The organism is Hyphomonas oceanitis SCH89 (assembly GCF_000685295.1).
GTDB classification, from domain to species: domain Bacteria; phylum Pseudomonadota; class Alphaproteobacteria; order Caulobacterales; family Hyphomonadaceae; genus Hyphomonas; species Hyphomonas oceanitis.
This window is the reverse complement of record NZ_ARYL01000021.1, coordinates 60,390-74,912: the sequence shown is the minus strand read 5'-3', so window position 1 is coordinate 74,912 and position 14,523 is coordinate 60,390. Positions and strand designations below refer to the sequence as shown.

Genomic DNA, 14,523 nt, shown 5'->3' with positions numbered 1-14,523 from the left:
CAGCTACACCACGCCGCGGGACACGATCATCGCCGAGGAAGAAAAGAATCGATCTTTCAGTTTTGCAGATGAGCTTGAGCGCCTTTTGCCGGAGCTCAGAGCGTTTGCGCGAAGCCTTTGCCGCAACCGGGACCTGGCGGATGACCTGGTGCAGGAAACCTGCCTGAACGCCTGGGGCGCAATCGACCGCTTTCAGACCGGCGCCGCCATGCGGCCATGGCTTTTCCGAATCCTTCGCAACGAATTCTATCAGCATACGCGCCGGGCGTGGCGATCGACCGAACTTGAGCCCGAACAGGCTGAACGTACGCTGGTGGCCAATGAGAGCCTGGAAGCGCGTTCCGACTTCCGCGTCCTGCAGGCGGCCATCGACTCCCTTCCCCAAACCCAGCGGGATGCCATCATACTCGTGGTGGCCGCAGGCTTTACCTATGATGAAGCGGGGATCATCTGCGATTGCTCGGCCGGGACGGTCAAAAGCCGCGTCAGCCGCGCACGCGATGCGGTGATGCATATCATGACACAGGCCGAGAATGGCAACGGCGTAACCGGCGGACATAGCGAACTGTCGCAAGCAACACGCGGCCTCGATGACCTGCTGAGCGATATCAAGCGGCTGAGTGAGCCTTCACCTCACCCGATAGACACCGCCGCCTGATCACAGGCCCGCGGCAGTCACTGGCCCCACGCTCAGCCTGTCAGGCTGTCAGCGACCTTGTTTTCCCCGAACACATTTCGCAGCATGCTGCCATCGACCGGTTCCGTCGTCTGGACAAGGATGATGCGCTTGATCGTGCCGCCGGCACCGAGGAGCGCACGGCCACGCTCGACAACCTGCACCCATAGCCCTGTCGACATGCGCACGCGCAGACGGTGGACGAGTTCGGATGCGTCGCCTTCCAGCATGCGCTGGTAGACATGCCGGGCTTCAAGACGGTCGTCGGGATGGATGCGGGCGATCCAGTCAAAGATGTCCTCTGAGGTCGGCTCGACCCCTTGCGCGAACATGTCGGCCCAGCCTTCCGAATAGGTGACCGTGCCCTCTGCGACGGACCAGTCGATCACGCCTGCGGAGAGGAGGTCGCAGGTGATGTCTGCAAGCGCTGACGAGAGGTCGGCATCGCGCACTTCCCTGTCCTGACGTTGCCATTCGTTCTGAATCACCGAGACCGCCAGCAGGACGGCCAGGAGAGACGCGCCGAAGAGCGCCATGAATTCAAAGCGCCGCGCCGCGAGCACGGCGACGACGGGTGGCTCGGTGCCGATATAGACAAGCTGGAGCGCGCCGCCCGCAATGCCACGTGCTTCGATGAACCGTGAAGCGTCCTCGCCGGACACCTGGCTGGCCGCCGGGATATCGTCCCCGTGGAGCGGCACCCAGCCGAGCGCCGTTGAGGCAAGGTTGAGATCGGCCGCCGTGAAAGTCGCGCCGCGATCAGAGGCCGTGACGACGGGATCGCCATCGCGGTTGAGTAGCGCGGCACGCCAGTGCTTGCCGGCGACCGAGCCCGCCGAAAGCGCCGACTGGAAGGCACCCGAGCGCAGAACGAGAACCGCCGGAACCTGCCGGCCATCTGTCAGGGCAAGGTCATGGTAGACAGCCGCCCTGCCCGGCCCGACCGAGACGAGCTCGAGTTCGAGCGCTTCACGCCCGGCGCGCCGACTATAGGGGCGCGGTGCGAGCGCGCCTTCGGCCCCGGACGGCATCTCGCCGAAAACACGCGGCGCGGCGCCATCTGCACCGGGAATGATGATGGCGGTGACCGGTGTATCCGCAAGCTGCTGGTTTATCTTCACCTGGAGTGCGCGCTGCTCGCTGGCCGGGACATTTTCCGCCATGGCGGCGGCAATGACCGGGGAAGCCTCGGTGCCGGCTGCATAGATTCGCGCGAGATCTGCCTCGACAGCGACTTCCCCTGTCCACGCCGTCTCGGCCAGCGCGGAACGGGTGGTGGATATGTCGTCGCCAACGACTTGCCAGGCATATATCAGCACACCAACGACACAGCCTATCAGCGCCGCCGCCTGGACTGCACGCATCAGGAAAGGATCGCTGCGCTCAAGCCGTCGGGCCAGGCGCATAAGCCCGCCGGGGCGTGCGGTATCAGCTGCAGGCGGTGGCGTATGGATCATGGTTGGGTCCAGGCAGTTGGATTGAACGGATCTTGCGGCAGGTCATTGCGGACGAGGCCATCACGCCCGCCCGGCACCCATGTCAGGGCGAGGCCGACGCGGACATCTTCATAGGCTTCAGACTGTATGGCCGACAGATTGCCCGACAGGATGATTTCAGGCGCGATACGGCGTGCGGCGCTGAGATCGAGCGCGGCTGCGAAGCCGGAACTGTCGCTACCGCCGATGAGGGGCTGGGTGCCACGCATCAGCGGGTTGGCCCGGGCCGGGTCTTCCGAAACCGATTCATAGGCGACGGCGGCGTCGGCCTTGAGGATCCAGTGTTTCATCGGATCGGTCTGGGCATTCAGCGAGACGCCCGTGCGATGGAAAGTCTGCGGGCTGAAATAGCCGCCATGGCCGGGCGTGAAGAAGTTGGTGTTCTCGTCATAGGACTGGAACTGGTAGAAGAGGCCCGAGACGAGGTAGGCGAAACCCTTGCGGGCAAAATTGCGATTGGCCGCGACACCCAGCGCGAGCTTGCTGTTATCGGCGGTATTCTCGCCGTGCAGGCTGGTGGCTTCGATATCGGCCTGCAGCGTGTTGGACTTTCCGACCGGCAGCCGACCGCGCAGGGCGACGCCGCTTTCGATGACACGCCCGAAGGCCTCGCCGGTTGTGGCATCGCGCTGACCAGCGAATGACAGAACGCTATCCATTTTCGGCCGGGTGAAAGCGCGTGCCTCGACAGCGCGGCCTGCATCTTCGTGTGCGATGGCAATCTCGCCGACAAGGGCCGGGTCAACATCGGCGTTCAGCGGCGTGACGCCGACACGCACGGCAATGCTGGTGTCACCTTCGCGGGCCCAGGCGAGATAGGGCATGGCGACGGTCTCGCGGGAGGCGTCTATGGCGGGGAGCGCGCTACGGCCCGGATCGAGGGAATAGACCGACACGCCGGCTTCATAGCGATTGCGGCCCCGGATGAGGCCAGCCGATGTGGTGGAGACGACGCCGCTCAAGCGGTTCTGCCCGCTGGTGCCGCCCTGGCTGCGGACGGCGACGGCCTGACGATACCAATTGGAGTCGATGCCTTCGAGCGGCGGGAAACTGTCCGGCGCGAGAGCCTTGGCGGTGAGATAATCGCCCTGATCAAAAGCGGCGGAGGCATTGAGGGCGGTAAGGCGTGCGTCAAGCGGTCCACCGACGGTGCGGGCGAGCGCAGCGGCCGTGTCCATGCCGCCGGTGCGCTGTGCGGCGAGGGCGTAACCTTCAGCTGATTCCGCTTCCGGACTTTCGACATAGAGCTGGCTGAAGAGGCTGGCGGCGGCTGCGTCATTGCCAAGGCGGAGATCTGACCAGGCGGCGCGCATGCGTCCGGCGCGGCGGGTCGGCGCGTAATCGGCGGCCTCAAGTGCGAGGGCGCGGGCCTTGGTGTAATTGCCGGCCTCTGTTGCAGCGCCAGCGGCATCCAGCAGGGCGCCGCCGGCGATCGTGCCGGCATCAACGGCGAGGGCGGGGAAAAACGTGACGGCGCTATTGGCGAGCGTGACGGCTTCGCGCCAGCTGCCCTGTTCGCGGTGGACGCGCGCGTCGGCTAGCTCGATACGGCCGCTGAGTTCGGCAAGGCTGGCCGGGTCAGGCGCGGTAGAGACGGCAGCGCGGGCGGCGCTGATATCGCCTGAGGCAAGTGAGGCGAGCACCAGCCCTCGGCGGGCGTCCTCGGGGCCGCTTTCGGCGAGGGAGCGGGAGAAGCGCTGGCCAGCGCCGGAGGGATCGGTTTCCAGCATGGCCCAGCCGGCCTGCATCAGGAGATCCGGATCGCCGGATGTGTCGGCAAGTGCGACAGCCGCGCCGATGTGGCCGGTATTGATGGCCGTGTTGAACTGGAGGCGGTTATCGGCCTGGACGATTTTGGCGTAGGCCGCGCCGATCTGCGCGTTGTCGCTGGCGCTTTGCTGCAGCGGTGCAAGGGCGCGCAGGGCAGCCAGACCGTCCTGATCGAGCACGGAGGCTGCGCGGGCGGCCAGAGTGGCGACGCTGTCTGGCGCATCGCAGACCGTGAGCGCGCGGACATAGAAGGCATTGATGGCGGCAGGTTCACCCAGCCCTTCGAGCGCGTCAGCGCGGGCGAAGAGGCGGAACGGGGTTTCGCATTTATCTGCGGCGACAGGCGGCAGGGCGGAGAGGACCGTGGTCCAGTCATGCTCTGCCACGGCGTCGGCGATGCGCTGGTCGAGGGCGCCATTGGCGACATAGGCAATTAGATCGCGCGGCGGCTGCCAGCCGGGATTGGCGGCTTTCAGGCCGGCCAGCCTGTCTTCCGCGCTGTTCCACTGGTTGGCGGCGCCAAGATCCCAGACGGCCTGGACATCAGCTGGCGCGGGACCGATTTCGACAAGCTGCGTCGCGGCGGCTTGTGCCTCCTGCTGCTGTGCGGGTTCATCGGCCGTCGGGATGCCGATGGCAATGACGCCTTCCGCCTTGCCTGCGAGCGCCGGGTCTGCGGCGGCCGTCATCACGCCGCCGAAAGACGGGGCGATGAGGGCACCGACCGCAGCCGCGCGCAGGAGGCGGCGAAGCAGCATCACTTTTCATTCATCCGATCACGCATGTAGCGGGCGATGAGGGCCAGCACGGCAGCAAGCGCGAAGAGCACAGCGCCAAGCGTGATGATCCAGCGCAGAGGCGAGCGGGCGGACTTCATGCGGGCCATTTCGGCCGGGCGCATCTGGCCGATCTCGAACGTGACCGCCGGAGCCTGCGTCACGACAGTCGCGGCACTGGTGCGCCAGACAGCCGCGCCGCCCTTGAGCTGGGTCCAGTGACTTGGCTGGACGAGCGAGCGAGCCGATGCAATGAGCTGACCCGGCGTTTCAGCCGTGACCACGGTGACGAGGCGACCGGCATGATCCGGCGAATTGCCCGCGACCACGAGGCCATTGTTGCCAAGATCAATCGACTTGTACTCGCGGGTTGCGGTGACCTGCGGATCCGCAGAGCCACGGGTCGCGAGCGCGGTAGACTGGCCTGTCAGGCTGACTTCGGCCGGGAGGAAGCCTTTAAGGGCCGTTCGCGTGCCGACCACAAGCGTATGCTCGTCCGGCAGGGCGAGGCCGAAACCGAAATCGGTATCGGTGAAGACTGTGCCATAGATCTGGCCAAGACGCGCGCCGACGGTCCAGACAGAAGCGGCCGTCTCGTCGCCGGTGTCCCCTGCGCGAATGGCGAAAGGCGTGCCTTCGATGCCGGAATAGGGAAAGCCGGACTCTGAAAGCAGGGCCAGGTTGGGCAGCTCAACGAATGTGTCGGCCTCCGGCAGCGTGAAGGTCGAACTGTCTTTCATCACGAAAGCGAGGTGATTCATGTTGTGCGACGTGCACTCGCCTTTTGTTTCGGTCGAAAGTTCCACGTCGAACGCGACATGGTTCTGGCCGGGATGGAGTGCATCCGGCGTGATCGTGAGCTGGTAGCCCGGCATCACTTCACCATCGGGATTGGTGAGACGAATGGCACGCTGGAACTCACCATTGACCAGGATGTTCACGACGGAATTGGAATCAAGGCCTGCGCCGTAGGCAAAATCGAGCGACAGCTCGACCTCGCTCTTGGAGCGGAAGCGAATATCGGCGGGCAGCGTGAAGTTAAAACCGATCTCGCCCTGCTCCTGACCGAGCAGCGAGGTTTCAGCGAGGCCGAGATCGCGGAAGGCGTATTTCGTGCCGGGCTGCAGGGGGTGCTTTTTCGCCAGGATCATGCCGGCTGGTGTTTCCGCAGGCGAGAGGATGACCGAGCCTGTGTCCGACAGCGGGAAGCGGGCGGCTGCGAGCGCACGAACGGCGCCCTCAATGGCTGCAGGGGTGCGCCCGGCCGCAACGATCAGGAAGCGGGACGGATCTGCCGGGGACGGACTGATCGACAGGAAGGAATCCTCACCTTCCAGATCAGCGAGGCCAGCGGGCGCAATGCCGGCCAGCTGCTCAGGCGTGCCGATAGCAATGAGATCGGCGCCGATGGCCTTGTCGCTCATCTCGCTGACACGGACGCGGGTGATATCCGGCAGGCGGTAGGCAAGACGGTTGGCGACGGCCTGCGAGGCGAGCGTGCCCCAACGCAGGTTGTCAGCTGTCATATCGCCGTCAGCCATGAGGATGCCGAGATTTTCAACACCACCAACGCCCGCGGTAACAAGCGCATCAAGGTCTGCCAGCGAGCCGGCAAACGGGCGGCGCGCATAGGTGATCTCGACATAGGAGCGAGAGGTATCAATGTCGGTCCAGAGCTCGGCTGCAGAAGGATCCTGGCAGCCATAGGTGTAGCGCTGGACGGCATCGATGCGCAGCGTATTGAAGCCGGACATGACGCTGGCGGGATCGAGCTGGATTTCGTTCACAGCGGCGGCGCGCTCTGTGATGCCATCAAGCTGGGCGACGAAGCGACCGTTCAGGCCGACACGGATCTGGGGACGTGCGTCTTCCTGGGCGCGGCCACTGACATGGCGCATGACCAGCCGTGCCGACTGCACGTTTGCCTGCGGCGCAACTGCGAAGGAAATGTTCTCGCTGGCCTTTGCGCCATCAAGGCGGATGGCCCCCTGCTCCGGCCGGAGCGCAGCCAATGGGAGACGGGCGCGCCAGAGACCGTTCTCGAGTTGCTCGACCGCAACCTGCGGATCATCCCGGAAGCGGGCATACACGTCGTAAACGGCGTCTTGAGACGGGGCCTCCTGCGCGTGCGCAGGGACGGTAAGGGGCGCGGCTGCAAGTATCGCGGCCAACGCTGTGGAGCGGATAAGAGTGATCATGAGCGTGCTTCCCGGGTAACGGCTTGGATGTGGTTCATGGCGTGAGAGATGCTTGAGCGGACAAGACCGGCGATCTTGGTGCCCATATGGTCGGCCTTGGCGCGGCCATCGCGGAAGGTCTTCCAGTTCTCGCTGCGCGAATACATGAGCGCGACGACGGCCGACCATTGTTCATTGTTCTCGATGACGAAGCTGAGCCCGAGCTTCTGGCCCGTGGGCGTGTCCGTGGCAGAGAGGACTTTCAGATCAAGACGTGAGGGCGACGTGGCGCCAAGGTCGCGCGCATCGGCCTGGATAATGTCGCCGATAACGAAACGCTTGCCTTCGCCATAGGGCACTTTGCAGCCCATGCCGGTGATCGATACATCGGTCATCTGGCCGGGCACGGGCGCACCGAAATGCTTGAGCGTGATGTCGCGGCTGGTCTCGAAGCGCGGGAAGATGCGCTGCTGGGAGCGTTCGTAGAGGACGCCGAGGGCAGATATGAGCAGCAGGAGGTGGAACGTGTTCCAGAACAGGAGGACCGTGATCACACCCGCACCGACGGGATCAATGAACCAGCGTACCAGACCCGCCACTTCACCGAGACAGACAATGGCGATGAGAATGTAGAACGGGCGAGCGAGCGGAGAGACAAAGTTCTCGTCGAGGCTCTCGCCCTTGGGCGTCACGGCGAAGCTCGGCGAGCGCGGATTGCGCAGGACCTGCAGGATGGCGCCGGAGCAGTGGATCGACTGGATGACTTCGTAAAGTTCCGAGGCAAAGGCCCAGCGTGTGTGGCCGTACAGCATCGAGGAGAGCATCAGCGCACCGAAAATGTGCGGCAGGCCGTACATCAGGAAGTCTGACAGGTCGCCGACATAGACCTGGATGCCGAACAGGAGATAGAGCAGCGGACCGAGGATGAACGCCATGCGCGCCAACGGGAAGAACCAGTAGAAGCAGGAATTGAAGTAACCGACGCGCTGGCCGAAGGTGAGGCCCTTCTTAAGCAGCGGATTCTTCAGCAGGAATATCTGGACCATGCCCTGCGTCCAGCGCATGCGCTGCGTGATGAAGCCGGAGAAGGTCTCTGGCGAGAGACCCGCCACCATGGGACGGTCGACATAGGCGCTGCGGTATCCGCGCGCGTGCAGTTCCAGCGCGGTTTCGGCATCTTCCGTAATTGTCTCGCCCTGGATGCCACCAATCTCCATGACGAGCGAGCGGCGAAGCACGGCCGCCGAACCACAGAAGAAAGACGCATTAAGGCCATCAAGCCCCCGCTGGATGACCGAATAGAACATCTCGTTTTCGCTCGGCATCTTGCGGAATGTGCCGAGATTGCGTTCGAGCGGATCGGGGTTGAGGAAGAAATGCGGCGTCTGGACCAGGAAGAGTTTCGGGTCCTCGACAAAGTAGCCGACGGTGCGCGTAAGGATGTCGGTTGACGGGACATGGTCGGCATCGAGGATGAGGATCAGTTCGCCGGACGTGTGAGCGAGGGCGGCGTTGATATTGCCGGCCTTGGCATGGTCATTCTTTTCGCGCGTCAGATAATGCGCGCCGAGGCGCTCGCAGACCTGTTTGAGATAGACGTGCCGCTCCTGCGCCTCGTCCGCTTTTTCACGGTCCGCCTGATTGCGCTTGGCGACCGTGCCCCCATCGTCGAGCAGGTAAACGTTCACCCGGCCTGCCGGATAATTGACATTGAGCGCGGCTGTCAGCGTGACCTCGATGAGATCGTCCGGCTCGTTATAGGTCGGGATCAGGATATCGACGGTCGGGCAGGCTTCAGGCGAAATCGGCGCCGGACGCGGGGCGCGCTTGTAGACGTCCACCGACAGGAAAGTGGAGAGGAGAAGCAGGATGTAGCCATAGGTTTCTGCGCCGAGCAGGAACATGCCGCCGATAATCGACAGAACGGAATCGGTCGGCATTGTCTCGGTGACACGCCAGATCATGTAGCGCGTACTGGTAAACACGATCAGCAGGGAGACAAAGCTGCGGAACGGGCCGCCGGATGGCCGGATCCAGGTCATCATGAAAAAGGTTGCGATGGTGGCAATGCAGAGCTGGATCTGGACAGAGTCGGGGGTCGGTGCCCCTGCCATAAGGGCAACACACATCAGCACCACTACCGCGCTTATCGTGCGCAGCGGTGCAAACCGGGAAGCCGGCGTGAAAGTCGCTTTAGGTGATGACGTCTGACTCATTGGTGTGTTTTTTATACTTCGCTATTCGAAATACTTGTTTCACACGTCGACGTGAATTGATTGATAATATGTAATATATGCTCAATGTACGGCTTGGTTAAATTTATTTTTACATGCGTTTACCAAGTAAACAGAATTCTATTTATTGTTAACCAAGGTGAACAGCTCAAGCCCAGGCGATAAGGATTGGAGCGGATGGCATAACACAATGCCTACAGGCCTCCCGGGCTCGCGGGCGCAAGCCCACCCAGCCCTCACTTTTCACTATTGTCATGGTTACCGGGCGTCACGGATTCCACAGGAATGGACTGGCCCGTGTACGCAGCAGACTGGAATTTGAACGCGAATAAGTTCGGGCAGTCGGAGCGGCCAGCCTATTCGGCGTCGGCAGCGTCATCCTGGCCGACATCAGTGCGTCTTGCTTCTGCCGTCAGACCCACGCCGCCGTGGCCGCGGGGTTGCTGCTGACCCTCGGAAGAATTGGATCTTTCGATGCCATGCACTGCGCCAATCGCTGCGGGCGTCGATGCCACGACAAATGGCATCGTCAGGAACAGTCGAATAGCAAGTTTACGCGGATCATGCATCTTCAGGTCCTATCGGGGCAGCAGCTTGATATGCCTCAGTGAGAACAGGAGACCCCGGCAAAGAGTTCCCAACTAACCTGACGCAAATCGTGCCAGAAATATGCGTCCGGCCAAAAACAGTGGTTTTGCGGGCGCGCCATGGAGGTCGCTTCCGCTCAGGCGCGTGCTTATGATCGGGATCGCCGAATTTCACAAGTGCGATAAAAGGGCGCGACTTTAAGGCGCCTTTGGGGCGAGCCATCCGCCATTCTTCCGCAGCCGGATTTTTGGGGCACGCGATGCCACGTGGTGCTAGTCTTTCACCCGCTTGAGACGTTGCTCGGAATCGAATGCGCGCTTGAGCACGTCGTGGGCCGACCGGACCTGAAGCGCCTCGTCATTCACCCGCTGATGCTGATCATCGATGTCACGGACCAGTTTGCGGGCATGGCCCTGCTGGTGGGACAGGATCAGGGAGTCGATATCGGCCGCACTTTTATCCATTGCCTTGAGGCTGCCGGCGAGACGCTCGCGCTCAGCCTCGGCGCCGGCATGGGCCTGCTGGGCGGCAAGATAGCTCTGCTCGGCCTTTTGACGCTTCAGGGAGACAAGTTTTTGAAGGTCGGGTTTGCGACGGGTCATCTGACTACATGTGCTTACGCACACGCTCCACAAAATTGATTGCCGCGGCGACGGCGGCGAAGTGCTCGGGAAGGATTTCCTGATCGATTTCGACGAGCTTGTAGATAGAGCGGGTTGTCGGCGGATCCCGGAAGATCGGAACATCGTTTGTCATGGCAAGTTCCCTGATCTTGGCAGCGAGGTGGTCGACGCCCTTGGCCACGCAGACCGGCGCAAGGCCTTCATCAGGGTTCCAGCGCAGGGCAACGGCATAGTGTTCGGGGTTGACCATGATGACCGTGGCCGTCTTCACGTTCTTCATCATCTGGCCGCTGGCGATCTTGACGCCTGCCTGACGGCGCTGCTGCTTGAGTTGGGGGTCGCCCTCACTCTGCTTCATTTCCTTCTTCATTTCCTCGCGCGACATTTTCAGCTTGTTATTGTGCAGCCTTTGCTGGAGCGGCAGGTCGACAGCGGCCAGGAGAAGCTGAAAGACGAGGAACCAGATGATAAGCTTCATCGCCTGGCTGAAAGTGAACATCGCGAACTGGTCCATCTGCATCGCGCTGCTGGCATAGTAATCCTTGGCCAGCTGCGAGAGGAACATCACGGCAATGACGGCCGCGATGACCAGCTTGAATGTGTCTTTCAGGAAGTCCGTCAGGCCACGCGCGCCATAGCGCTTCTTGAGATTTTCGACTGGCGAAATCTTCTTGGCATCAACCTTGATCTTCTTGAACGAGAAGGAGATCGACCGCTGGATAACGAGGGATATGAGAACGACGGCGGCGAGCAGGAGATAGATCAGGGAGAAGTGAATCAGAGTGCCCGAAAGCCAGCTGCGCGTTTCACTCCCACCAGAGTCGAAGATGTCGCTTGCAAAGGAATCCGCGTGATAGAGGATCGATGAGAAGTCGGTAAAGACCGCGTTGCCAACCGTGAACTGCAGCACCATGCCGGCAATGAGAATGCCGACGATCAAGGCGAACGCGTTGGCCTCCTTGGACTGGGGAACATTACCTTCTTCCCGGGCCTGACGCTGCTTGGTCTCGGTGGCGTCAAATTCCTTTTCGCCGCTGTCATTTTCCTCCGCCATGGCCTAGCTCACATCCATCCCGCGACATCGATGACGCGCTCTTTCCAGACGACCAGAAGGCCAATGACCGAGAGAGCGAGGAATACCATTCCGCCACCAATCAACAGCGGTGCACCAACAAAGGCAACCATCAGCTGAGGCAGGGCTTTGTTGATGAAGCCGAGACAGATATTGTACAGGAGGTTCACAGCGACGAAGGGCCATGCGAGCAGGACAGCAAAGCCGACCGCCGAGAAACACTGATCGGCCAGCATGCGCAGATCAAGGGACCAGAGCGCGCCGACCGGTATTTCTCCGTAGAGGCGCAGGAGCGCGGCAACGACGCTGATATGGAAGTCTGCCGAGAGTAGAACCGCCGCGCCGGCCAGCGAGAGAAGGTTCGCCGCCATTGTCTGCGCTTCATGCTCCATCGCGACACCGAGGAGCTGGGACAGGCCGATCGACTGCGAGATAATCGTACCGGCGATACTGAGCATCCAGATGGTTACGCGCAGGGTGACCCCCAGGCAGAAACCGATGGTCAACTCGCTGAAAAGAACGGCCGCATAGCTGGAGAGCGGCCACGTGACCGGCACGCCGACTACGCCGGTCGTTGCCATTGCCATTGATATTGCCAGCAGGACAACAAGACGCATCTGAACGGGAATCGCCTGCTCGCCGAGGCCGGGCATCAGGAAGACGACAAAGGAGAGCCGTGCAATGACCACCATGTACAGGCCCAGCCAACCGGCCAGGGGGCCCGCCAATGGCGCCAGTGCCTCCATCAGACGACGCCGATAATATAGGGCTTGGTCTTGGAGCTGATTTCCTCATAGGCGAGGACGGAATTGCGAATGCCCTTGCTGGCCAGAACGGTCTGCAGGAAGCGGCGGCGACGCGAAGAGGTCGCCACGGAGGCCATGACGCCTTTCTTGGCCGCTTCATTGAGTTTTGACTGCACCTCGTTCGTCAGTTCGCCGAACATTTCCGGCGGCAGGGCGATATCGCTGCTGCCATTCTCGCCGGCGACTTCGTACTGCGTGAACTTCTGCTCCCACGCGGTGGAGAGCTGCACGAGCGGCAGGCGGCCCTGATCGTCCTGGAGACGGTCCACGATCTGGAAGGCGAGGCGCTGGCGAACCAGTTCGACCATGCGCGGCAGGCCGGGGTTTGCAGTCTTCGCTTCGGCAATGGTCTCGATGATGAGGAACAGGTTGCGGATGGAGACGCGCTCTTCAAGCAGGAGGCGGACAACTGACAGGAGAAGCTCGGGCGTCACCTTGGTGGGAATGTATTCGTCAAGGAAGCGGCGGTTCGAGGCCGCACGGTCACTGTCGCTTACCGTGGTCAGGGCATCCAGCGTATCGAGCAGGACCATGCGCGTGAACACGAGCGAGAAATTGGACTGGATGACTTCCAGCATATGCGTAGCGAGCACTTCGATGGGCTCGACAACGGGAATGCCGGTCGCGGCCAGCTCCTGCTTCTTGCTGTTCGGGAGCCAGCGAGCGGCCGCCTTGTAGACCGGCTCCTTGACCTTTTCGCCTTGCAGGTAAGGCAGTTGGTCGTCTTCCATCAGGGCGAGAATGGAACCGGGCCGCAGCATGCCGGAATCAATGCGGACACCCTGAATGCGAATGCGATAGTCATTCTTCTTGAGGGTCGGATTATCCGTCATGCGGATAGGCGGCAGAACGAAGCCGTATTCTTCCGCGATGTAGCGGCGGATCTTGTGGATACGGCTTTCAAAGCCATTCTCACCGATCAGGACGAGGTTCACGAGGTCAGGTGCGACTTCCAGATGGATTTCGTCGGCATGGATGGAGTCGCCGAACACGATTGCTTTTGGTGCCTCGTCTTCGATAATTTCTTCCTTGGCATCGCGCTTGTCGCGGTTCTGCTTGCGCACAAAGAAGGATGCGGCCGCAAATCCGGCGGACGCCGCCATGAAGGGAATGAAAGGCAGGCCCGGGAACAGCGCGAAGACGAAAAGGATGCCGGCCACGATCATCAGGGCTGCGACGTTGCTGCCGAGCTGCGCGAGCAGGGCAAGGTCGATAGCGCCTTCTTCACGGCCCTTGGACAGAAGCAAGGCTGACGCAACCGAGACAATGACCGCAGGAACCTGCGAGACCAGGCCGTCACCGACTGTCAGAATCGAATAATTGCTGAGCGCCTGCGAGAAACTGAGATGGTGGACCGTGAGCCCGATACCGATGCCCGCGACAAGATTGAGGGCGGTGATCATCAGGCCGGCAATCGCATCGCCCTTCACGAATTTCGACGCACCATCGAGGGAGCCGAGGAAGCCCGCCTCTTCCTGCTCGCGCTGGCGCCGCATCTTGGCTTCTTCATGCGTGATGGCGCCAACGGCAAGGTCGGAGTCGATGGCGAGCTGTTTGCCGGGCATGGCATCAAGGGCGAAACGCGCGCCGACTTCCGCCATACGGCCCGCACCCTTGGTGATGACCATGAAATTGACGATCACGAGCACGCCAAAGACGACAAGGCCGACAAACAGATTGCCGCCCATGATGAACATGGCGAAGCCTTCGATGACCCCGCCCGCTGCATGCGTGCCTGTATGACCTTCGCCGATGATCAGCTTGGTCGATGACACGTTCAGCGCGAGGCGCAGGATCAGCGAGGCCAAGAGCACACTCGGGAAGGACGAGAAATCGAGCGGGCGCTCGATGAAGACGGCGGTCGCGAAGATGAGAATGGCGAAGGCGAAGGACAGGGTCAGCCCGACATCCATGACCCATGCCGGAACCGGCAGGATCATCACCAGAATCACCAGCATAAGGCCAATCGCCAGCAGGGATGTTGGCCTGGACAGTCCGTAGAGAATGGAAGTGTGCACTATGGGACCTATCGGGCAATCAGCGGCAGTACCGAATTGTTGAACAGGTCAAGGCAGATCCTGGTCATGTATCCGAGCGAAAGAAAAAACACGATCACGACGACGAGAATCTTCGGGATGAATGTCAGGGTGATTTCCTGAATGGATGTCAGCGCCTGGAGAAGGCCAATCGCAAAACCCACAATCAGTGTGGCAACAAGAATAGGCATGGCCATCATCGCGGCTGCCCATATGTGGGCCCGCAAGACCTCGAAGACTTCAGCTTCCGACACGGCCTACTCCCACGC

The 14,523-nt window shown here is 61.7% G+C and carries 11 protein-coding genes; 1 reads left to right on the top strand and 10 read right to left on the bottom strand.

Annotation, left to right across the window (positions count from 1 at the left end):
* Window positions 1-658 (top strand): sigma-70 family RNA polymerase sigma factor (locus HOC_RS13730; RefSeq protein ID WP_051624889.1); only part of this gene is annotated, 658 nt, incomplete at its 5' end.
* Window positions 659-690: 32 nt separating this feature from the next.
* Here HOC_RS13730 and HOC_RS13725 read toward each other — a convergent pair.
* The 10 genes from HOC_RS13725 to HOC_RS13680 form a co-directional block, all read right to left on the bottom strand.
* Window positions 691-2,133, bottom strand: coding sequence for a PAS domain-containing protein (locus tag HOC_RS13725; protein WP_035539528.1), 1,443 nt, complete (start codon window positions 2,131-2,133; stop codon window positions 691-693).
* Window positions 2,130-4,700: a cellulose synthase subunit BcsC-related outer membrane protein gene (locus HOC_RS13720; protein WP_035539526.1), complete on the bottom strand. Its 2,571-nt coding sequence runs from the start codon at window positions 4,698-4,700 to the stop codon at window positions 2,130-2,132. Before HOC_RS13720 ends, HOC_RS13725 begins: the two co-directional genes overlap by 4 nt.
* A complete protein-coding gene (locus HOC_RS13715) occupies window positions 4,700-6,916 on the bottom strand; it encodes a cellulose biosynthesis cyclic di-GMP-binding regulatory protein BcsB (protein ID WP_035539525.1) in 2,217 nt (738 codons plus the stop codon). Before HOC_RS13715 ends, HOC_RS13720 begins: the two co-directional genes overlap by 1 nt.
* On the bottom strand, window positions 6,913-9,111 hold the full coding sequence (gene bcsA, locus HOC_RS13710) for a UDP-forming cellulose synthase catalytic subunit (RefSeq protein ID WP_084146331.1): 2,199 nt from the start codon (window positions 9,109-9,111) through the stop codon (window positions 6,913-6,915). The genes HOC_RS13715 and bcsA overlap by 4 nt, the downstream gene beginning before the upstream one ends.
* A 374-nt stretch (window positions 9,112-9,485) precedes the next feature.
* Window positions 9,486-9,698: a hypothetical protein gene (locus tag HOC_RS13705; protein WP_035539524.1), complete on the bottom strand. Its 213-nt coding sequence runs from the start codon at window positions 9,696-9,698 to the stop codon at window positions 9,486-9,488.
* 291 nt (window positions 9,699-9,989) lie between these two features.
* Window positions 9,990-10,319, bottom strand: coding sequence for a hypothetical protein (locus tag HOC_RS13700; RefSeq protein WP_035539523.1), 330 nt, complete (start codon window positions 10,317-10,319; stop codon window positions 9,990-9,992).
* 4 nt (window positions 10,320-10,323) lie between these two features.
* Window positions 10,324-11,394, bottom strand: a complete 1,071-nt coding sequence (locus HOC_RS13695; protein WP_035539522.1) for an EscU/YscU/HrcU family type III secretion system export apparatus switch protein — start codon at window positions 11,392-11,394, stop codon at window positions 10,324-10,326.
* 8 nt (window positions 11,395-11,402) lie between these two features.
* A complete protein-coding gene (locus HOC_RS13690) occupies window positions 11,403-12,158 on the bottom strand; it encodes a flagellar biosynthetic protein FliR (RefSeq protein WP_241767029.1) in 756 nt (251 codons plus the stop codon).
* Entirely contained in the window at window positions 12,158-14,176 is a 2,019-nt protein-coding gene (locus HOC_RS13685; RefSeq protein WP_051624887.1) for a flagellar biosynthesis protein FlhA, read from the bottom strand. The genes HOC_RS13690 and HOC_RS13685 overlap by 1 nt, the downstream gene beginning before the upstream one ends.
* A gap of 68 nt (window positions 14,177-14,244) precedes the next feature.
* Entirely contained in the window at window positions 14,245-14,508 is a 264-nt protein-coding gene (locus HOC_RS13680) for a flagellar biosynthetic protein FliQ (protein WP_034740111.1), read from the bottom strand.
* Window positions 14,509-14,523 lie beyond the last annotated feature (15 nt).